Below are 19366 nucleotides of genomic sequence, written 5' to 3' on the forward strand. Positions count from 1 at the left end.
GGATAAGGGAAATAGACACGCTCCTCAGTTAATGAGTGAATTACGGAAACTACTCCTCGAACACCACGCCCCGAAGCAAGCCTGCCGCTTCGTCGCTGTCCTGATCCTCGGTAAGGTCGAAAACAGGTCCCCTATTACCACTCACCGAAACCATTGCGTTTTCGAGGAGACGGTCAAGTTCTCCCGGGTTGAGGCCTTCGGCAATAAGTTTCCGGGAAAGAGGATCTATAGATGGGTCGCGGCCGAGCCAAACCATTCGCTCCCGCAAGCCTTCCACGGGACCGGCGGAGGCATGGACTCCGTTCCGGCTCATTTCGGGGCGATCGGCAATGCCAAGTTCCTGATATCGTGTCAGGATCTGCCCTCTCAGCGAGCTTTCCGGAGCAGCTGTGGGATCGGTTGCTCCGATCACCTTTGATCTAAACTCTTCCCAATGGAGTTTCTCCGGCGAAAAGGAGGCCTCGAACAATATCACTTGGGCATCGGGGTTGGTAAACACCTCACGCTGACCGGGATAGAAGCCGTTTATTACATACCAGCCCTTGTCGGCAAAAAAGCCAGCATAAAGGCCGGGGGCCATCTTTACCTGCCTGCTTGCCTTCCAAAGCTCGTTCAGGTCGATTCCGGATATTCCGCCAAGACGTTCCTGGGCCTCTTGTGCATTCAGCAGAAGCCCTGATGCAAGGGCCTCTTCCCAACGAAGGCCGAAACTTCCCCGAAAGGCCTCCCTGGCATCTTCTGATAGTGTATAATCGGCAGGGTTGCGCTCGACCGCGGTTCCGGCAATGGCGAAATAGTGTCTATCGATGGTCCTCTCTGCCGCAATGGTGGTCCCTCGTACCGAAACCGGCTCAGAGAGGCATACCCCCCATCCATCGAGGAATTTCACGACAAAATCGACAACCTTGGGCTTGGCTGCATCGGGTTTGATAAATATCAGGGCCTTATTATCCATGGATCTCTCCTTTTCGATATTCACGAAGGTCGATAATCGAACCGCTTTCCAAGCTAGTATCGTTGATGATTTTCATGAGCCAGGAAGCGGTCTCATGAGGATCATCAAGCTTCCCATCCTCATGATAGCGCACAAAGGCGTCACGATCGGGGAATTGCTGGGGATCACTCCTTCGCACCACTTCCTGCATCCGCGTGTCTATGATCCCCGGAGCCACAGCCAGAGAAAGAAAAGGATACGCTTCCTCCTTCTGCTCCAGGGCAACGGTTCTTGCAAACATTGCAAGGCCGGCCTTACCGGCACAGTAGGCGCTCCAGCCTTGATAGGGACGATGCGCCGCACCACTGATAATCTGAAGAGCAAGCTTTCTGCCTGATATGGCGGCCCGGGCGGCGGCGGCGATACAGAGTGAAGTCAATCGCATCGGAGCGAGCAGATTGACCCTCATGTGGTGCTCGACCGCTGCCGTAGAGTTATAGCCAGCGGGGCCGACAGGTTCAAGAACACCGGCATTATTAATTAACACCAATTCCTCGCAGTGTGCCGCATCTATCCCTCTGAAGATGCGGTCGACAAGGTCGTCAATTTCTGCAGTCTTAGAAAGATCAAAACGTATATCGTTAACAACGGCACCACTATTTCCCACAAACTTCGAGACCTCCTCGCTTCCTCCACGGCTGATGCAAAAAAGCATCGTACCGTTTCCATCGGATGCCGCAGCCTTGGCAAGGTCCTCTCCGATTCCTCTGCTGGTACCGGTAATGATGTAATAGCGCACGTGTAACCTCCTTAACCGTACCGCCCATGGTAAAAGATTGCTCAATCAGAGGCAAGCAGGTCGCGCATCCACCGCCCAACATTGGAAATGGTTTCGAGTCCTTCGGCTCCATCGGCTCCCGGACCTGCGACGAGGAGGGGAACAAGATGATCGGTATGATTTTTTCGTTCCATCGATTCGAGATTACCGTGATCCGAGGTGATAAGAACCAAAAGATCCTCGCCTTCGGCCGATGTTTCAAGAAGCAAAGACAGAAAGCGATCAAGCGTTTCTACGACGGACTGCGCCTCCTCAAAACTTCCCCGATGGCCTATGTGATCGCTGAGCCAATACTCGAAAAGGGTAAAACGGGCCGACTTGGCCAAAACAAGGAGACGATCGGCGGCCGCTTCCGGACTAAGAAGGGGGATTTCCCCATAACCGAGTTCTTTTTGCCATCCCAATCCGGTGATGTCGGAGGAGAGGGCTCTGCCGGCCACAAGATCCTGGTAATCGGGAAGCCTGCCGCCGATATCGAGAAAGGCCTGCTGGAGAGAGCTGGGAATCCGCCGTCCGGAGGCAAGGGCCTGAAAAAAGGAATCGGGAAAGGCAACAGCGAAGCGGCACTCGCCTCCGGCAGCCTTGGCCGCGGAAAAAAGCGTTCCCCTGCCAATCACCTCTCGCACCCTGCTGTTCGGACGAGGACCCCAATGCCTGCCGATTTCCTGCTGGCAGTTGATACCGGTAATAAGAGAACACTGACCGGTGGCGCTCTGGGGCAGTCCCGGTACACCCATAATCGGATCGATATGGCCGAGCAACAATTGACGGCGAAGCAGAATGGTACCGGGAGGCTCCCCTACCATACCGAAATTCCATCCCTCTCCCAGAAGTGCATCGAGTTTCGGAGTCATAGCCACAAAGGGATTATGGGCGAGATCCCGACGACCGATGCCTAGCCCATCGAGAAAGACAAAAAGGAGAGACTTAGGCGTCATCGCTCCCCCCGGGAAGGAAGGCCTCGAAGAATCGGGAATCAAAGCCCTTACGGGGTAGAAGGCTGCGACCGTAGAGGTGTAAGAGAAGCCTGCCCACCCGATGGTAGGCAAAGGAACGGGCCATATCAACAACCCCCTGCCCGGCAATAGGAACGGCAAGGGTGACGGCAAAGCCGGTGATGCCACTTCCCGTACGTATCACCCGTCCCAACCGCCGGACTCGGCGACTTGCCCTCCAGGCCCTCCAACCACTTTGAAAGCCCTTGGCCGCGAAACGTAGAGAATCATCTTCAATCAAACCCTTCGCGGTAATGACAACGTTGAGAGAAATTCCTCCAAGGGTTTGAGGCAGCCCCGGAATTTGGTAGAGGCGATAAAAGGTGAGAAGAAGTGCAAGATAGCCGCTCTCTATGAGATCCCCGGGGCGGAGGTTCAACTCTGGTCGTCCATGGCCAGGGTAAAAGGCGCTTCCGACCGCTTCGGCAAGTTCCTTCATCCGCTGCACATCCTCTATGGCAGGTGCCCCTGAATCAACGATCCGAACCAAGACCTGCCTTCCCGAATGGAAAAGACGGCGGGCTATCCGTAAAAGAAACTCACCAAAGGAGTCGATGCTGTCGTGGCGGTCCAAGGCCGAGGCCTCCCTACGCAGGGTGACCCTGTCGGGGTCGATCTTCCATGCTGCAAGAAGCTGTCGATAGCGACGAAGGGCAGTAAGATAGCGCGTATCGGCCTGCATCTCCGGATCATTTTCCTGTAAAAGAGACTCGGCCATTTTTCCCCAGGCAAAAACCTGCTTTCGGTTGACCCTTCCGGAGCGTTCGGCTATCAGACTCTCTTTATCACAGTAGAGATGGAGGAGATAGTATCCAAAGCGGATCAATAGCTCACTGTAATAAAACCTGCTGAATCCCTCCAGAAGGCCGATAAGCAAAAAGCTCCGTATGATGGTAAGGATAAGAACCGGCGCTCCAAGAAAGGGAAGGAGCAGGAGTCGAAACAGAGGGCCGACAAGCCGCAGGGAGGCTGCCTTTCGCACCGGAGCAAGATTGTAGAAGCGGCGCCGCCACCTGTCCACGGTGCCGTAGCGGTAAAACCATTTCAACGGTAAAGAAGAGAGGAGCCGGAACCAGCCCTTAGCCCCATACTTTTTCACAAGATCTCCGTAGGCGAAAAGGCCGCTCTCAAGCAATCTGCGGATGGAAAAATTCAAGCGGAGTTCCCCATCAGGGCCCGCATCGGGATAATAGATCCTGCCGACAAGTAACATCAGCTCCTTGGCGTCATCAAGCGGCCTGGGGCGAAAGGGCTGGGTAGGTCTGAGCCGGGCCTTCACAAAGTCGATGATTCGGTCCACCGCTTCGGCCTCTTTCGGCTCCGACCAGCCGTCACGGATATATTCCAGCTCCTCGGGAAGGTGCCGGGAACTCAGACGCCAAAAGATCAGCGGAGTAAGTACAAAGCGGATCACAAGGGGGTAGACCACAAGGGGAATGGCCAGATAAAGCAGAAGATCACCCATAGAAGTACTGTAGTACCTTTGACACCGTTGTTCTATGCTCGTACAATCGAACGCCATGAAACGGATCGTATCGCCAGGAAGAATTTCCGGAAGCCTCAAAATCCCCGGATCAAAGAGCCACACCATACGGGCCCTGCTCATTGCAAGCGCCGCACAGGGTCGCTCGATCATCCAGGATCCCCTCGATTCTTCGGATACACGGGCAGCTCTTTCCCTCTGCCGCAGTCTGGGAGCCCGTGTGACGGAAGAGCAGGGAAGATGGATTGTAGAGGGTACCGGCGGTGCCATGAATCAGGCACATATCGATGTGGGAAACAGTGGGACCTCTCTCTTCCTTGCGGCGGCCGTTGCCGCGGCATCGGACAAGGCGGTGAGCTTCGATGGGGATGAACAGATTCGACGGAGAAGTGCCGCTCCTCTTCTCGATGCGCTGAGAGGATTGGGCGCCGAAATCATCGAATCGGGGGAGGCCGGTTGCGCTCCCTTCACGGTGAAAGGCCCCTTACAGGGAGGAAAAGTATCCATCGCATGCCCCACAAGCCAGTACCTCTCCGCCCTCCTTTTGGCAGCCCCTCTTACCCCTTCGGGCAGCAGCACAGAGATTGAGGTATCCCTACTCTACGAGCGTCCCTATGTCGAGATGACCCTCAAATGGCTCGACGACCAGGGAATCGAATACCAGAGGCGGGGCTTAGAGTGGTTTCTGGTCCCAGGAGGGCAGCACTACAAGCCCTTCAGCGCCGCAGTTCCGGCCGACTTTTCCTCCGCCACCTTCTTTTTTTGTGCGGCGGCGATCACCGGCGACAAGCTATTTCTTAAAGGGCTTGATCCCACGGATATTCAGGGTGACAAGATGGTTCTTCCCATCCTGGAGAAGATGGGATGTCGTGTTAGTCCCAAAGATGGGGGAATCGAAATCCAAGGCCCCGAAGAGGGACTTTCCGGCGGTACCTTCGATCTGAATTCCATCCCCGACGCCCTCCCTGCCCTGGCGGCGACCGCCTGTTTTGCAAAGGGAGAAACACAGCTGACCAATGTACCACAGGCCCGGATTAAAGAGACCGATCGTATCGCCGTCATGGCCCAGGAACTGACAGGCATAGGTGCCGAGATTAGGGAACTGGAAGATGGGTTGCTTATTTCGGGCAGAGGGCCCAAGGGGCTTTCGGGAGGCAACGTCCGAGGTCACGGCGACCACCGGGTGATCATGGCCGAGGCCATTGCAGCCCTGGGCGCACGGGAAGAGGTGATTATCGACGATGATGGGGCGGTGGCCGTCACCTTTCCGAACTTCTTTTCCCTCCTCGATTCAATACGCAAAGTGTGATAGAATTTCGGCTATGAAACAAAAATTCTACGATCTGAGAAGCGACACCATCACCCTTCCCACCCGGGACATGCGAAAGGCGATGTACCGTGCAGATGTCGGCGATGATGTCTATGGTGAGGACCCCACGGTCATCAAGCTCCAGGAGCTTGCGGCCAAAATCACCGGAAAAAGAGACGCTCTTTTTATTCCTTCGGGATCAATGGGAAATCTCATTCCGCTGATGATAAACGGGGGTCGAGGGAACGAGATCCTTGCCCAAAAAAACAGCCATATCCTCCACTACGAACTCTCTTCGGCTGCGGCCCTTGCAGGAGTAACTATTGTCCCGGTGGAAGGAGAGCGCGGTATTATAGAGCCGACCGAGCTTGCAAAGCATGTGCGGCCGGATATCTACTACATGCCCCGCGTTTCCATGATCTCGGTGGAGAATACCCATAATAAGGAAGGCGGCAGCTGTTGGAGCCTTGAGGAACTGAAGGCTGTCAGTGACTTTGCAAAGAAACAGAACCTTCTGCTTCATATGGACGGTGCCAGATTGTTCAATGCCTGCATTGCAAAGGGAATAGCGGCGAAACGCTACTGCGGCTTGGTCGACACCGTCACCTTCTGCCTTTCAAAGGGGCTTGGGGCCCCGGTCGGTGCGGTTCTCTGCGGCTCTACAAAATTCATCGAAGAGGCACGACGGATTCGGAAGATGCTCGGAGCAGGCATGCGCCAGGCGGGATTCATGGCTGCGGCTGGTATCTACGCATTGGAACACCACATCGAACGTCTTGCCGACGACCATAGGCATGCATCCCAGATTGCCCAGGCCCTGACAGAAAAAAGCTGGGCAACGATCAATCCGTCGGATGTCGAAACCAATATCCTCTACTTTGATACACCCAATCACGATGCGGTACAGGTAGCCGCAATTCTCAAAAAAAGAGGAATAGTCTGCGGCCCCTCGGGAGAAAAAACCATCAGAATGGTCACCCATCTCGGTATAGATGATCAGGATGCAGAAGAGATCTGCAAGGTGATCAGCAACTGCTCGATATGAACCTTAGAGGGGAAAGGTCGATATCTCGATGGAGCTGATACGTTCGCCGCTGAAAACAAAGGTGTAGCGTACCATTGCCGAAGTCCCAAGAGAGGCAGGACGTTCATATATAACGCGGTCATCTTCCACCCTGTTGCTCTCACCAAAGGTACGAAGGAGGTCCCCTCTGTCGTTACCGACCGAAACCCCTTCGGGGATGGCCCACCCACTTCCGGTAAGTAAAACGTTCATGAGGAACTCCCGCCCGTCGTAACCGGATCGCTGAAGGACGAAGGTGATCCCATCGTAGGTATAGGTGATGATCAAATCGGTCACATCGGGGTTGTGTCGATTGGCACGCTGTTCGGTTTCCACCGAAAGAGGAATGCCGAGGGCAGCACTGAGCTCTTCACTGTTTGTAAGCGGAGAGAAGGCTATTGTAGGCACCTCCTGCTTGGCCCTTGAAACCTCGGGAAGAGCCGGGACGCTCTTTTCTCCTTTTCCCTCATGCTCGGCAGGGGTTGTACAGCCCCAAAACCAGACGGAAACCATGATAATGGTGATGATCACATAGCAATTCGTTCTCTGTTTCATGCCTCAAAGATATCATCCATACACATGATATTCCACTTCACGGCCTCCGTAGGGAGGGCTATACTGCCGACATGAAAGAAAACATCATCGTTGCAGGCGGTATCAATATAGATATAAAGGGATTTCCCTTCGCAAAAGCAATCCCCGGTGATTCCAACCCCGGCAGGGTGAGTAATGCGGCCGGAGGAGTAGGGCGCAACATTGCGGAGAATCTCGCCCGGTTGGGAACACGGGTACGGCTGTGCGGAGCAGTGGGAGAGGATACGCAAGGACGTTTTATCCTGGAGAGCTGTGAAAAAAGCGGAATCGATACCTCACTCGTCATTCGCAGCGCAAGGCAGCCAAGCGGATGCTATCTCTCTATTCTCGATGAAAAGGGAGAGTTGGTGATGGCAGTTGCCGATATGTCTGCAACCGAAAGCTTGACATGCGAGGTTTCCGCGTCCTGGTTTCGTTCCATTGAAGAGGCGGCACTTCTCATCATAGATGCAAACCTTCCCACGCCTCTCATCAAAGAGCTGGTTACAAGAGCGGAGGCAGCAGGGGTGCCCGTTGCTGCGGACCCGGTATCCGTATCCAAGGCCATTCGGTTATCCCCCTATCTTTCGAAGATCCGCTGGCTCTTCCCAAATCGTGACGAATGGCAGGCCCTGTTCCCGGGAACGCCTATAGGGCAAAGGGAGCATGGCATTCCCCGATGCGGCTGCGTGGTTACCCTTGGGTCGAACGGAGCTGCCCTCCTTCCCCCTCCCGACCTGGCGATCGAGCCCTTTCCGATGGGGGCCCTGCCGACCGTTGTCCATGATGTGGGAGGTGCAGGGGATGCATTTGCCGCAGGTTTCTGTTACGCTCTCATTTCCGAGGAAAATAGCGTTGGTGAAACAGAGGCCGGATTGAGACGGGCGCTGATCACAGGTCTCGCCGCTGCGTCTCTCACCTTGGAATCGGATCTAAGCGTATCACCAAAGATGAACGTGTCCAGCCTGAAGGAGCGAATAGATGAAACGCATTAATACAAAGGCCGTTGAGAGAGCATATCCCCTCCTCTTCGGAGAAGAAGTATGCCAGGCGGCGGAGGAAGGGAAGCCCATCGTTGCCCTCGAGTCGACCATCATCAGTCACGGCATGCCCTGGCCCCAGAACATGGAAACCGCCGAGGGTCTGGAAGAGGCCGTCAGATCGGCAGGCGCCGTCCCTGCAACCATTGCCGTTATCGACGGACTTATACGAATAGGGATCAGCAAGGAACAGCTTGATTTTCTTTCCACCGGAAAGGGTATCGTAAAGGCAAGCCGCAGAGACCTGCCAGTGGTCTTCGCAAAGAAGATGTCCGCCGCAACCACGGTGGCGGCAACCATGATCGCCGCATCCATGGCGGGTATCAAGCTTTTTGCAACCGGAGGCGTGGGCGGCGTTCACAGGGGTGCACCATCGACCTTCGATATCTCCGCAGATCTTCAGGAATTGGCAAAAACCAATGTGGCCGTGGTGTGTGCGGGCGTGAAGGCAATCCTCGATCTTCCGCTTACCATGGAATATCTGGAGACCATGGGCGTTCCCGTGCTTGGCTTCGGTACCGATGAACTTCCGGCTTTCTACAGCAGAAAAAGCGGGATTTCCCTGGAGTATCGAATCGATTCTTATGAAGAGGGAGCACACATCCTCGATGCAAAGTGGAAGGCGGGTCTTTCAGGGGGTGTTCTGATCACCAATCCGATCCCCGAGGCCCATTCCATGGAAACGGCGAAGATAAACGGAGCAATCGAGGCAGCCCTTGCAGAGGCCGACCGCCTTAACATACGGGGCAAGAAAATCACGCCCTTCCTCCTCGACAAGGTGAAAAGCCTTACCGAAGGAGAAAGCCTCACGGCAAACATCGCCCTGGTGAAAAACAATGCGACCGTGGCCGCAGGCATCGCAAAGGCCCTCAGCGAAGAAGAATAAGCTTTTACCGGTTCGAGTTCGAATGGTCTTCTGACCGGTCACTCAGCTCGAGATAGCGGTCGATCAGGCCGTCGCAATCCAGGCCATCGGTCTCGATTTCGACGGCCTTCTTTTTCCTCAAGTACCAGAGGAAGGTTCGCACCGGTTTTTTCGTCAAATGAGAAGCGGCTTCACGATACATGGCAAGCTGAGGTAGATGGTGTTCAGGATCATCTCCCCGGTCGCTTTTAAAATCAACCACCACAGCCTCAGCTCCACCGTCCGGCCCTCTCTCAAGGAGGAGGTCGATGGAGCCGTCGACAAAACGGCCGGCGGGAGTAAGAAAGAGAAAGGCAACTTCGCTCACCGAACCTCCTGCCTGTTGCTCCTGTCGTGCCAAGCGACCGAAAGGAGCATCCATGAAAGAACGTGCAAGATCGACGGCGGTATCGAGAATCAGCGAGGAGGCCTTATCCGAAAGGGCGCGGAAGGGTGTGGGAAGGTCCCGAACATCGCCCTTTACCACCCCCTGGGTAATACCCTCCTCGATAAGACGATGGCAAAGGGAGCCGAAGGCGGTAATGCGTTCCTCTCCGCCGAGATAACGGTCGACCGGAAGTTCACTATCCGAAGCCGATAGATCCCGTTGTCCTTTGAGGTCCGCCATCTGGGGCACAGAGAGGCGCGATATTGCGGCGGAGACAAGACTGGGCGAGAAGGCTTCGACAGGGGCGGGAAAGGCGAGAATTTCGGCTTTTCGATACTCCTCCGCTGCTTCCGGTAGTGGCGGGCCTTGTCTTTTGCTTACTACATTCCTCTCTATCTCTTCGATCGTCACAGGGGGGATGATTTCGATATGGCTCTCAAAGGCTGGATCACACTCCCACTGGTCGCTTTCGGCCCCAAATCCTTTTCCGATCCAATTCAAAAGAGCAAAGCGCCCCAGCCCATCCATCTTCCTATTGCTCCGGCCATGATAGCCGGAAAAAAAGAGGTGGCACTCGGCCCGGGTCGCCGCAACATAGAGCAGTCGTTTGAGCTCGGCAACCTCCTGCTCGTTCTCCAGTTCAAGCCCCTGGCGGTAGAAGAAATTGGCCTTGCCGCTCTTACGCTCCCGGGATGGAGCCGACAGCGTCACTCCGAGTTCGGGATGGAGCTGAAAGGGAGAAGCCCCCTCATGTTCCCTTCTTCCGGTTGATCCGCAACCCGCCACAAAGACAACGGGAAATTGAAGTCCCTTTGATTTGTGAATGCTCATGATACGAACCCCCCGCTCCTCTTGCCGGGATGGTTCCACCTCTTCGACCTTCTCATACTTGCCGAGGTTTTTTCGAAGAAACCTAAGAAAGGTAACAAGATTCTCGCCCCGCCTGTCGGCGAGAAGGGCAAATTCGAAAAGATAATCGTAATACTCGAGATAGACATGGTAGTCGGGATTGCGAAGCACCGCATAGCGATAGCCGAAGCCGGTCCATAGGCGACGGATAAGCTCGCTAATCGGAACCCGGTCGGCCTCTTGCCTGACCATTCGCCAGGCCTGACCTGCAAGACGATATCGCTCCCCCTCATCACCCAGGATCGGATCATCGGGGTCGAGAGCAAAGGGAGCGGCATGTATTTCCTGTTCACGGAGCATGACGGCGGCGATCACATCGTCGGAAAGAGCGGCAAAGGGGGAACGCAGCAGAGAAAAATAGGCAAGCCGGTCCTCGGGATAGAGGGCCAGTTGTAAGAGCTGATAAAAATCGCTCGCCGGAGCCTCAAGAAAGAGAGCCCGGGCGCTTTGTACCGTGTAGGGGATGCCCAGGCGGCGGAAGGCCCGTTCAAAACTGATCTGATTCCCGCTGGAGCGCATCAGAAGGGCAATATCACCGTAATCTGCAGCCCCTCCTGCGATAGTCAGCTCCTTTTTTTCCACCATCTCCCGTATGCGCCTGGCAAGATACCACGCCTCAGCCTCCGGAGCAGGCAGAGCCTCCTCCTCGGAAGATCCGGGGTAGTAAAAGAGGGAAATCCTTGGAGAAACACCCTCGGTTTTTTCCCGGCTGGAAAGGGGGCGGAATCTGGCTTCGTAGGACCGGTCAGCATCGGCAAAAACCCGGGGGAAAAAGTCGTTGAAAAAACCGATTAAGGCCGGTTCGCTCCGATAGTTACGGGAAAGATCGAGGGAAACGCCTCCGGCGGAGACCAGCTCCTCCCCCAGACGCTTGAAGACCCCCACCTCGGCGCCTCGGAAACGGTAGATGGACTGCTTTTCATCACCGACAAAAAAAAGCTTTCCCGGAACAAGCTCATCTGCACGGGGTACGCCCTTCTCCATCCGTTCGGGCCTCTCGGCCAAAAGGTAGAGAAGCTTACGCTGAAGATCGTTGTTATCCTGGAACTCGTCGATCATGATATAGCGAAAGGCATGTTTCCAGCTGCTGCGAAACTCCGGGTCCTCTTCGAGAAGACGGACGGCCATGGCAGGGACATCCCGAAAGGTAACGATCCCGGTCATACGCTTTTCCTGTTCATAGCTGCTGCGAAAGCGATCGATCACCTCTCCCAACTCCTGAAACAGGGGCCAGGCCAAGAGGGTTTCCGCGGCGGAGACCGCCAGCCCCGCACCTTCCCGCCAGTTCTCCACAAGATCCCGATATTCGAGAGCGTCGACGTTGCCCTCGGCGATCCTCCCCCTCGGCTTTTTCAAATCCGCTGTAAGCTGAGAAAGGAGGACAGAGAGATCATCCGGCCGGTCGACACCGGCTTCGAATAGCTCGCCGATGTCGTGCTCGGAAAAGAGCGCATGGGCATCGGCAATCTGCTTGTGTGCACCGGGATCAAGGCGCAGAATTTGTTGACTTAGGGCATCAAGACCGGAAAGCAGACGGGGAATTTCGCTGCGCAGGTGTTCTTCCTGTCGGGCAAGAAGCTCTCCCATGCCATCGGTATCGGCAAAGGTAAAATATCTGGTGGCCAGGGCAACAAAAAGCCCTTCCAGAACCCCTTCGAAGCCGAAAAGATCGATATACTGCTCGAGAGCATCGCTTCCACGATGCCGAAGCAGGGTTTCAAGGGCAGCCGCCCTGGCAATATCTTCGGCCTTCTGATCATCCTGAACAAAATCCGAGGGGATTCCGAAGCGGTCGCTCCTGTCCCGGACAATACGGGCACAGAAGCTGTCGAGCGTGGAAATTGTTGCCTGATCATAGGCCTTTGCAGCATCGGGGACGGCGTTCCTCAGTTCGCGGTAGATCCGCTCGTACATCTCTGCGGCCGCTTTTCGGGTAAAGGTCAGGGTAAGGATCTCATCGACCGAGGCTCGTCCGGTCTCGACGAGGTAGACAAAACGGCGGGAAAGGATCGTCGTCTTTCCCGAACCGGCTCCGGCCGAAACGACTGCGGAATGGTGGGTAAAGGCTGCTTCTTGTTGTTGGGGATCAAGTTTCATCGACATCGTACATCCTTCATATGAAACCGCATTCTGCAGGCCCCGCGAAGCGAGCAGCCGTCACAGTGACCGGAGGGGAGAAAAAAGCTTCCATCCTCCAGGGCTGCCGTCATGGCATCAAGAGCCTGATCCAGGCGATCGAAAAGCAAGCGACTCTGCTCATCATCGAACCACTGCTTCTCCTCTGTCCCGCATACCGGCTGAAAAAGGCCGCTGGTCATATCGAAATAGGCAGCGGCGGCCTCACCAAAGCCATTTTCCCTAAGCAGGCTCCGATAAAGGGCCATCTGAAAGGATTGGGGAAGACTCTCATCATCGGGTAACAGCTGCCCCTTTTTCCAGAAAAGTCGCTTTTTGTAGTCGATGATCAGATAAGAGGAGGCACTGCGTCCAATCCAGTCGGGACGGCCGCTTATGCTTATCTTCCAACGGCCACCTTCCAGAGAGATACCTCGACCCTTTCGGGGGCTTTTCATTCCCTTTTCCACATCCATGGGACGAAAAGCGGAAAAATGGTCGTAAAACTCCCGAACCAAGGCCTTTGCCCCGGCACGGACAAAGCGTTCCATAGCACCGGCAACGGGAGGGAGAGGCACCGGCTCCGGGCCTCGATGCCAGTTGGAAAAGAGCCTGGAAAGGAGCTGCTCCATTCGTTCATCTGCATCCTCGGCAGATGTATCGGAAAAAAAACGTGCCGCCGCCGTGTGAAAGAGGTTTCCCACAATACGGGGATCGGTAAAACGCAGTTCGAGTTCCGGCTCTCGGGCCTTGAGACAGCGATCTGCAAGAAAGGCAAAGGGACAGGACCAGAAGGCCTCAAGCATGGCGGGACTGATTTCGATCTCATCCCGCCCACCGGCAAGGCGGGAAAGCAAGCTTCGCAGAAGATTGTCGTCCTCTACCTTCCGAATGGTGAAATCGACCCGTTTGCCGGCCCCTCCGGTGGCAAGATAGCGTAGAAGTCCCTTTTGCTGCAGGGGCCAAAGGCTGGCTGGCAGTCTCCCTCCGGCCCAATAGGAGATCTCATTCTTAAAAGGATCGCTGAAACTCTCGTCTCCGGACTCTTCCCCGGACCTTTCATAGTCGATCAATTCCGAAGGCGGTAGATCCGGTCCGCCGAAGCCTTCGTCGGCAAAGGAGATTTCGGCGCCGCTTCCTGCCGAGGCGTAGAGTCCCAGAAAGGCGGAAGAGAGATCCTTTTCGCTTCCGGAAAGCTGTTTGCGCTCTTCTTCCGAAAGGAAGGAGTAACGGTGAAGGAGGACCCTACTTTTTTCCTGCCCGCAACCGGGCAGGAAATGGTACTTCGGCGAGATACCGGCGGAAACCCGGTACTGATAGACGGAAATACCCATTCGCGCCTGGCGCCTTACGTATTGGCGACCTTCCAGATAGGAAAGCCAGAGAGGGAAAACGGCTCCAAGATCCCCCAGGCCCGCGGAAGTTTCTGCTTCGGCAAGTTCTCCGAGGCTTTCCAGACAACGCTGCAGCACGGGCAGATCATCATCAGCCCAGCCATCGGGATCGATATGGGTTCTGAGGAAGGGCTGCATTCGGTCCCGAAGCAGGGCGAAACTCTCTGCCCCGGTAAGCTGCCTAATGCCATCCCGAAGGGAGACGAAGGTCGATGCGAGAACAGGATGCTCCGCCCGCGAGAGGGTCTGCTCCCAGAGGCGGGCCCCCTTATGGCAAAAATAGTCCCGGCCGAAACGGACAATCCGTCTGACCAAACCGGCCGAGCGCCAGGGAACGGCCTGATTCATGAAGAGATTTTCTACCTGATCAAAGGCCCAGTCACCGGATGAAGTCTCCCACAAAGCACGAAAAAACCGCCCGGGGACGCTCTCGCTAAGCGGCTCTCCCCCTCGAAAACGCAAGGAAATCGAACGATCGGCGGCGGCCGCGGCAAGACGAGGGCGCCACTCCCTATCGTCGGGGAGGGTAATCGCTATCTCCCTGGGATCCTCACCTGATTGTAAAAGGGCGGCAATCCGCTCAATCAAGGCCGCAAGCTCTGCGGCAGCCGTTCGATACCGCAACAGAACCGGGTGGACGGAATCATCGAGCCGAAGGTAATCATCGGTGTCGAGAATTCTGATTCCCCCGCAGCGGGAAAGGGAGGATTCATATTCACCAAAATCCTCCAGCACCTCGGAAAAGAGTATCCAGCTGATTCCCGGCAGGGGCCGAGGCTCCGGCAGAGCGGCACCCGGTTCGAAAAGATTCCGCTCGGACAGAAACCGCTTATAACGGGAGGCAAGCAGATCGATATCCGTAATAAGCGCCCTGGGGAAGCGATTTCTGAGACCGGAGCCGTCAAGCTCCCGCAGGAATCCGTCCAGACGCGGAAGGATAGAGGTGACAAGGCTACGGTAGGAACGGGAGAGTTCGGCGTAATCGACGGGAACAATACGCTGAAAAAGGGGTGGACTGCTCTTGCTGTTTTCGTCAAGGAGAGCGGTGGCAAAGAGCATACGCAGGGCTCCATTTACCGGGCGTTGTTTGCGGGATTCATCGAACACCTTCTCCTTGAAGGTGTCCCAGCTGATAAAACGGTCCTTCCTTAACGCAGCCGCAGCGCCGAATTGAAGGGCACGAGCGAGACGGGAATCGGCCACCACCTGGCTGGGAAATACAAAGCGACAGCTCGCCGATTTCCCAAGGGTCTCGGCAATAAAGCGGTCGATTCCGTCAAACATTCCGGTACTCCTATTCGGTTCGGCCGGAAAAAAGCCCGATTATTTCTCCGACATACATGTCGTGCCACTGCTTTTCGGGATAAAAATCAAGGAGGGAAGGATCGAGAAACCCCTCCGGAGCTATTTGCCCGGTATAAAGCTTCCGGCACTCCACTACGAGCCTCGCCTGACGAAAGGTTACCGAACCTCCCGGAAGGGCAAGCGGCTGCAGTCCCGTTTCCACGGTCTTGTCCACATCCCGACCCGATACAGAACCGCAGTAGGCAAGGGCCTTCTTCCATGATGCATCGAAAAATGAAAGGGCAAAGAGCTCTCCTTCCTGTATAAACTTCCAGGTATGCCGATTCCTTCTGACGAAGATAAAGCAAACATCCTTGTTCCAGAGATGCCCCATCCCTCCCCAACTGGCAGTCATGGTATTCCAGGCATCGGGACTCCCGCCTGTAATCAGCATCCAGTTTCTACCGATCTCTATACAGGGGTTGAACTGAAGCGAGTTGATGTCAACCTTTGTAAGGTATGTCGTGGCATGGTCCACGGTCATTCTCCTTTGTACCTCACCATTATGGTCGATGGTTTTTTTCTTGCCAAGCATCTCTGAAAAAACTACCATAGAGGTATGGTTAGCTACCTGCGACGATTTAGGATCAGCGGCCGCATTCTTGCCATCATCGTGTTGATGCTTTTCTCTATTGCCGCCGTAGTTACTGTCTATTGGTTTGGGACTCTTTCGCTGAAAGAAAAAGCCGCGGAAGAGACTCAAAGCATCATGATCGAAGGGGAGCGAAAGAAGCTACGGGTTGCAACCCATTCTATGGCGCTTTCCATCGGTTCGGCCATATCGCATATAGCCTACTATCAACAGCAGATCGAATTGATCAGAGCAATGGTCGATGAGATCCGCTTCGAAGAAGACGAATCGGGGTATTTTTTCGTCTACCGAGGCACCGTAAACCTCGCTCTCCCTCCAAAAAAGGAACTACAGGGCCAGGATCTTTCAGCAAATCAGGATGCAAACGGCGTCTTTTATGTGAAGGAAATGGCAGAAGTCGCCGCCTCGGGAGGGGGCTTCGTCCGTTATATATTCGAGAAGCCCGGAGCCGGAAATCAGCCGAAACTTGCCTATGCAGAGCTTATCCCGGGAACCGATCTATGGATAGGTACGGGAATCTACATCGACAATGTACAGGCAAAAGAAGAGGCGATCCATGCCCTCTTCGATACACAAGTAAAGAAGCTAACCCTTGGCATTCTTTTCGGCGTGTCGTTCATGCTCCTGGTGATTATTCTCCCTCTTACTCTTGCCATACGTCTGAGCATCATCCGGCCCTTGTCCAAGGCCATCACCGTTACAAAGCAGATAGCGAACGGTAATCTTGCCGTAGAGATCGACGACATCCACTCCGACGAAACAGGAGAACTCAATAAGGCCCTGGCCACCATGGCCGGTCGCTTAACCCAAATTCTCGAAGAGATCCAGGAAACGGCAAGCCGTCTTGCCGCTAGTAGCGGGGAATTGAGTTCCACCGTTTCACAAATCTCCTCGGGAGCCAGCGAGCAGGCCGCCGCAGTTGAAGAGATTTCAGCCTCGATCGAAGAGATGAATTCAACCCTTCAGCAAACCAGCGATAACGCCCGGCAGACAGAAAAGCTCAGCGAGGAGGCCTCACATAGTGCGGAAGAAACCGGCACCGCGGTGGAGGAATCGATTGCCACGCTGAAAACCATCGCCGACAATATCACCATCATAGACGAGATCGCCAGGCAAACAAATCTCCTTAGCCTGAACGCCGCCATTGAGGCGGCCCGGGCAGGAGATGCAGGACAAGGCTTTGCCGTGGTTGCTTCGGAAGTTCGAAAACTCGCAGACAGAAGCCGAAGTGCCGCCGCTGAGATTCTGGAGCTATCGGCAAAAAGCGGCAGAGTCGCGGAACATACCGGAAAAACCGTCGGAGATACCATCCCGAGAATCAAGCGGACAAACGAATTGATCCAGGAGATCAGTGCCGCCTCAAAGGAGCAGACCCACGGGATGGAACAGATCAATCAGTCCATGCTGGAATTGGACCGGGTGACCCAGCAAAATGCATCGGCATCCGAAGAGATCGCCTCAACGGGAAAAGCCCTTGCGGATGAGGCGGAACGTCTTCGGGAAACCTTGAATTACTTTCATACCACAGAGAGGAAGGAGCTTGAATATGGATCTGAAGCTTAAGGGAAAAACGCTCTTTATCGCAGCCGCGAGTCGGGGGCTCGGCTTTGCAACGGCCATGGCAGCCGCGAAAGAGGGAGCCAAAGTGGTCATCGGCAGCAGAGACGAGGATGCGATTCAGGCCGCAGCCAAGAAAATTACAAAAGAAAGCGGGGTAACGTGCATCGGGTTACCGCTGGAAATGCGGGAATACGCTTCAATACGTCGCTGGATTGGAGAGGGGACAAAGGCTGCCGGAGCCGTGAACGGGCTTTTAGTCAACGCAGGGGGACCTCCTCCCGGAGGGTTTTCAGATTTTTCAGACGAGGATTGGCAGGATGCTTTTGAATTGACGCTTCTCTCATCCATTCGTCTTATTCGGGAGGCGGTGGAGCATTTTGCCTCCGGAGGTGGAGGAATTTTAACGGTCACCAGCTCTTCTATCAAAGAACCAATCGCAAACTTGATCCTGTCGAATGTCATGCGCAGCGGTGTGGCAAGTCTTGTCAAAAGCCTTTCCAGAGAGCTCGCCCCTCGCAAAATTAGAGTTAACAACATAATACCAGGTTATTTCGACACCGATCGCCTCAGGAAACTGGATGAAAATGCCGCAGAGATAGAAGATATTCCCGTAGATGCGATGAGGCAAAAACGGCAGACACAGATTCCGGCAGGCCGATATGGGGAACCAGAAGAGTTCGGCGCGGCGGCGGCCTTTCTCCTCTCCCCCGCCGCATCTTACGTAACAGGTCACTCATTCACCATAGACGGGGGCGCCATGCATACAGTATGGTAAGCCGTTATGGAACTCTTTAACGGTAATGATTTCTTCAACAGTTTTCTCATGTTGCTGGCGCTGATCAATCCGATCAGCAAGGTATTCGTTATTGCCACCCTGTCAAAGGAGTACCCCCGCGGGGAGGTCAACAGGGTGGTATTTAGAAGTTCGGTCATTGCCATGGGGATCCTCCTCATTTTCGGCCTGACCGGTAACTTCATTCTCAGCAAGCTCTTCCATGTCGAACTCTACAGCTTCAAGCTTGCCGGAGGCTTCATACTTGCGGTCAGAGGCTACACTGCTTTGAATAAAGGGCTTTTCTTCGAACTAAGCCATGGACAGAAACTGCACGATGCATCGGTGGTTCCCATTGCCAGTCCGATGATTGCCGGTCCCGCCACCATCACCGCTTCGGTCAGCCTCCAGACCATGTACGGAATCGGCAGTGTGCTGACGGCCATCGTGATGGTTATCGCCGTCAATATGATTGTGATGCTGTTCAGCGAGGAAATCGGAAATGTTCTCAATCGTTACAATCTCATGGGAGCCTTGATTCGGATTACAGGCCTGATCGTTTGCACGATGGGGGTACAGATGATGGCAAACGGAGTACTTGATATCAGGCTGCTCATGTAGCCTGTAACTAGTGTCCGGAATCGTGGTGGAAAATGAATAAAATCTCCTTTTCTCGTAGTTACTTATAGTAAGAACAATACGAAAAAGGAGTTTCCCATGTTCCATCCCCCCTTCTGCCCCAACCCCCATTGCCTCAACCACTTCTCTCCCTCCGGCCACTGGTTCTTTAGAACAGGCTCCTACTCCACCCAAACCTCTCCCCGCATCCAAAAGTTCAAATGCAAAACCTGCCACCTCTCCTTCTCCACTCGCACCTTCAGCATCGACTACTGGACCCATTTCCACCTCCCCTACACAACCATCCTCTCTCACCTCGTCACCAGCTCCGGTATCAGAGACCTCTCCCGTATCCTTAAGGTCTCATGCTCCACCATCTCAGACCGTATCCGTCGCCTTTCCCACCAGTGCCTTGCCTCTTCCGCCTCCCTCACCTCAGACATGAACCTCCACGAAGACCTGGTCGCAGACGGCTTTGTGAAGGGTTATCCTAAAAGTGCAGTCTAAAAACACCCGAAAATAAAAGGGGTGGATT

General features: G+C 54.7%; 16 protein-coding genes. 8 read left to right on the forward strand and 8 right to left on the reverse strand.

Annotated features, from left to right (window positions below):
* Positions 1 to 49 precede the first annotated feature (49 nt).
* The 4 genes from SPIRS_RS19830 to SPIRS_RS19845 are packed head-to-tail and all read right to left on the reverse strand — an operon-like array spanning position 50 to position 4232.
* Positions 50 to 955: a hypothetical protein gene (locus tag SPIRS_RS19830; protein WP_013256479.1), complete on the reverse strand. Its 906-nt coding sequence runs from the start codon at positions 953 to 955 to the stop codon at positions 50 to 52.
* Complete coding sequence (locus SPIRS_RS19835; protein WP_013256480.1) at positions 948 to 1733, reverse strand: SDR family NAD(P)-dependent oxidoreductase; 786 nt, start codon at positions 1731 to 1733, stop codon at positions 948 to 950. The genes SPIRS_RS19830 and SPIRS_RS19835 overlap by 8 nt, the downstream gene beginning before the upstream one ends.
* A gap of 41 nt (positions 1734 to 1774) precedes the next feature.
* Complete coding sequence (locus tag SPIRS_RS19840; RefSeq protein WP_013256481.1) at positions 1775 to 2710, reverse strand: metalloenzyme domain-containing protein; 936 nt, start codon at positions 2708 to 2710, stop codon at positions 1775 to 1777.
* Positions 2700 to 4232 (reverse strand): hypothetical protein, encoded by a 1533-nt coding sequence (locus SPIRS_RS19845; protein WP_013256482.1) that lies wholly within the window; start codon positions 4230 to 4232, stop codon positions 2700 to 2702. The genes SPIRS_RS19840 and SPIRS_RS19845 overlap by 11 nt, the downstream gene beginning before the upstream one ends.
* Positions 4233 to 4266: 34 nt before the next feature.
* Here SPIRS_RS19845 and aroA point away from each other — a divergent pair, with 34 nt between their 5' ends.
* Entirely contained in the window at positions 4267 to 5559 is a 1293-nt protein-coding gene (aroA, locus tag SPIRS_RS19850) for a 3-phosphoshikimate 1-carboxyvinyltransferase (RefSeq protein ID WP_013256483.1), read from the forward strand.
* Between the two features lie 13 nt (positions 5560 to 5572).
* Entirely contained in the window at positions 5573 to 6604 is a 1032-nt protein-coding gene (locus SPIRS_RS19855) for a threonine aldolase family protein (RefSeq protein ID WP_013256484.1), read from the forward strand.
* A 3-nt stretch (positions 6605 to 6607) separates the two neighbouring features.
* Here the strand turns inward: SPIRS_RS19855 and SPIRS_RS19860 are convergent, their stop codons facing one another.
* On the reverse strand, positions 6608 to 7177 hold the full coding sequence (locus tag SPIRS_RS19860; protein ID WP_013256485.1) for a hypothetical protein: 570 nt from the start codon (positions 7175 to 7177) through the stop codon (positions 6608 to 6610).
* A 71-nt stretch (positions 7178 to 7248) separates the two neighbouring features.
* Here SPIRS_RS19860 and SPIRS_RS19865 point away from each other — a divergent pair, with 71 nt between their 5' ends.
* Complete coding sequence (locus SPIRS_RS19865; RefSeq protein ID WP_013256486.1) at positions 7249 to 8190, forward strand: carbohydrate kinase family protein; 942 nt, start codon at positions 7249 to 7251, stop codon at positions 8188 to 8190.
* Complete coding sequence (locus SPIRS_RS19870; protein WP_013256487.1) at positions 8177 to 9121, forward strand: pseudouridine-5'-phosphate glycosidase; 945 nt, start codon at positions 8177 to 8179, stop codon at positions 9119 to 9121. Before SPIRS_RS19865 ends, SPIRS_RS19870 begins: the two co-directional genes overlap by 14 nt.
* A 4-nt stretch (positions 9122 to 9125) precedes the next feature.
* Here SPIRS_RS19870 and SPIRS_RS19875 read toward each other — a convergent pair whose 3' ends face one another.
* Genes SPIRS_RS19875 through SPIRS_RS19885 form a run of 3 tightly spaced genes read right to left on the reverse strand, consistent with a single transcriptional unit; the run spans position 9126 to position 15842 of the window.
* Positions 9126 to 12539, reverse strand: a complete 3414-nt coding sequence (locus tag SPIRS_RS19875; protein ID WP_013256488.1) for a UvrD-helicase domain-containing protein — start codon at positions 12537 to 12539, stop codon at positions 9126 to 9128.
* Positions 12530 to 15229, reverse strand: coding sequence for a PD-(D/E)XK nuclease family protein (locus SPIRS_RS19880; RefSeq protein WP_013256489.1), 2700 nt, complete (start codon positions 15227 to 15229; stop codon positions 12530 to 12532). The genes SPIRS_RS19875 and SPIRS_RS19880 overlap by 10 nt, the downstream gene beginning before the upstream one ends.
* A gap of 10 nt (positions 15230 to 15239) precedes the next feature.
* Positions 15240 to 15842 carry a flavin reductase family protein gene (locus tag SPIRS_RS19885; RefSeq protein ID WP_245537635.1) on the reverse strand — a complete coding sequence of 201 codons (603 nt, stop codon included), beginning with the start codon at positions 15840 to 15842 and terminating at the stop codon, positions 15240 to 15242.
* Positions 15843 to 15848: 6 nt separating this feature from the next.
* Between SPIRS_RS19885 and SPIRS_RS19890 the strand changes: the two genes are divergently transcribed.
* From SPIRS_RS19890 to SPIRS_RS19905, 4 genes are all read left to right on the forward strand, one after another.
* Complete coding sequence (locus tag SPIRS_RS19890; RefSeq protein WP_013256491.1) at positions 15849 to 17444, forward strand: methyl-accepting chemotaxis protein; 1596 nt, start codon at positions 15849 to 15851, stop codon at positions 17442 to 17444.
* Positions 17428 to 18216, forward strand: coding sequence for an SDR family oxidoreductase (locus tag SPIRS_RS19895; RefSeq protein WP_013256492.1), 789 nt, complete (start codon positions 17428 to 17430; stop codon positions 18214 to 18216). Before SPIRS_RS19890 ends, SPIRS_RS19895 begins: the two co-directional genes overlap by 17 nt.
* Before the next feature lie 6 nt (positions 18217 to 18222).
* Positions 18223 to 18834 carry a MarC family protein gene (locus tag SPIRS_RS19900; protein ID WP_013256493.1) on the forward strand — a complete coding sequence of 204 codons (612 nt, stop codon included), beginning with the start codon at positions 18223 to 18225 and terminating at the stop codon, positions 18832 to 18834.
* Between the two features lie 96 nt (positions 18835 to 18930).
* Positions 18931 to 19338: a hypothetical protein gene (locus SPIRS_RS19905; protein WP_013256494.1), complete on the forward strand. Its 408-nt coding sequence runs from the start codon at positions 18931 to 18933 to the stop codon at positions 19336 to 19338.
* Positions 19339 to 19366: the final 28 nt, after the last annotated feature.

The organism is Sediminispirochaeta smaragdinae DSM 11293, assembly GCF_000143985.1.
GTDB lineage: Bacteria > Spirochaetota > Spirochaetia > DSM-16054 > Sediminispirochaetaceae > Sediminispirochaeta > Sediminispirochaeta smaragdinae.

Coding starts and splice junctions, on each gene's coding strand:
- SPIRS_RS19840 (WP_013256481.1), bottom strand. CDS start 2,710: ATGACGCCTAAGTCTCTCCTTTTTGTCTTTCTCGATGGGCTAGGCATC.
- SPIRS_RS19870 (WP_013256487.1), top strand. CDS start 8,177: ATGAAACGCATTAATACAAAGGCCGTTGAGAGAGCATATCCCCTCCTC.
- SPIRS_RS19845 (WP_013256482.1), bottom strand. CDS start 4,232: ATGGGTGATCTTCTGCTTTATCTGGCCATTCCCCTTGTGGTCTACCCC.
- SPIRS_RS19900 (WP_013256493.1), top strand. CDS start 18,223: ATGGAACTCTTTAACGGTAATGATTTCTTCAACAGTTTTCTCATGTTG.
- SPIRS_RS19895 (WP_013256492.1), top strand. CDS start 17,428: ATGGATCTGAAGCTTAAGGGAAAAACGCTCTTTATCGCAGCCGCGAGT.
- SPIRS_RS19875 (WP_013256488.1), bottom strand. CDS start 12,539: ATGTCGATGAAACTTGATCCCCAACAACAAGAAGCAGCCTTTACCCAC.
- SPIRS_RS19880 (WP_013256489.1), bottom strand. CDS start 15,229: ATGTTTGACGGAATCGACCGCTTTATTGCCGAGACCCTTGGGAAATCG.
- SPIRS_RS19905 (WP_013256494.1), top strand. CDS start 18,931: ATGTTCCATCCCCCCTTCTGCCCCAACCCCCATTGCCTCAACCACTTC.
- SPIRS_RS19860 (WP_013256485.1), bottom strand. CDS start 7,177: ATGAAACAGAGAACGAATTGCTATGTGATCATCACCATTATCATGGTT.
- SPIRS_RS19865 (WP_013256486.1), top strand. CDS start 7,249: ATGAAAGAAAACATCATCGTTGCAGGCGGTATCAATATAGATATAAAG.
- aroA (WP_013256483.1), top strand. CDS start 4,267: ATGCTCGTACAATCGAACGCCATGAAACGGATCGTATCGCCAGGAAGA.
- SPIRS_RS19830 (WP_013256479.1), bottom strand. CDS start 955: ATGGATAATAAGGCCCTGATATTTATCAAACCCGATGCAGCCAAGCCC.
- SPIRS_RS19885 (WP_245537635.1), bottom strand. CDS start 15,842: ATGGTAGTTTTTTCAGAGATGCTTGGCAAGAAAAAAACCATCGACCAT.
- SPIRS_RS19855 (WP_013256484.1), top strand. CDS start 5,573: ATGAAACAAAAATTCTACGATCTGAGAAGCGACACCATCACCCTTCCC.
- SPIRS_RS19890 (WP_013256491.1), top strand. CDS start 15,849: ATGGTTAGCTACCTGCGACGATTTAGGATCAGCGGCCGCATTCTTGCC.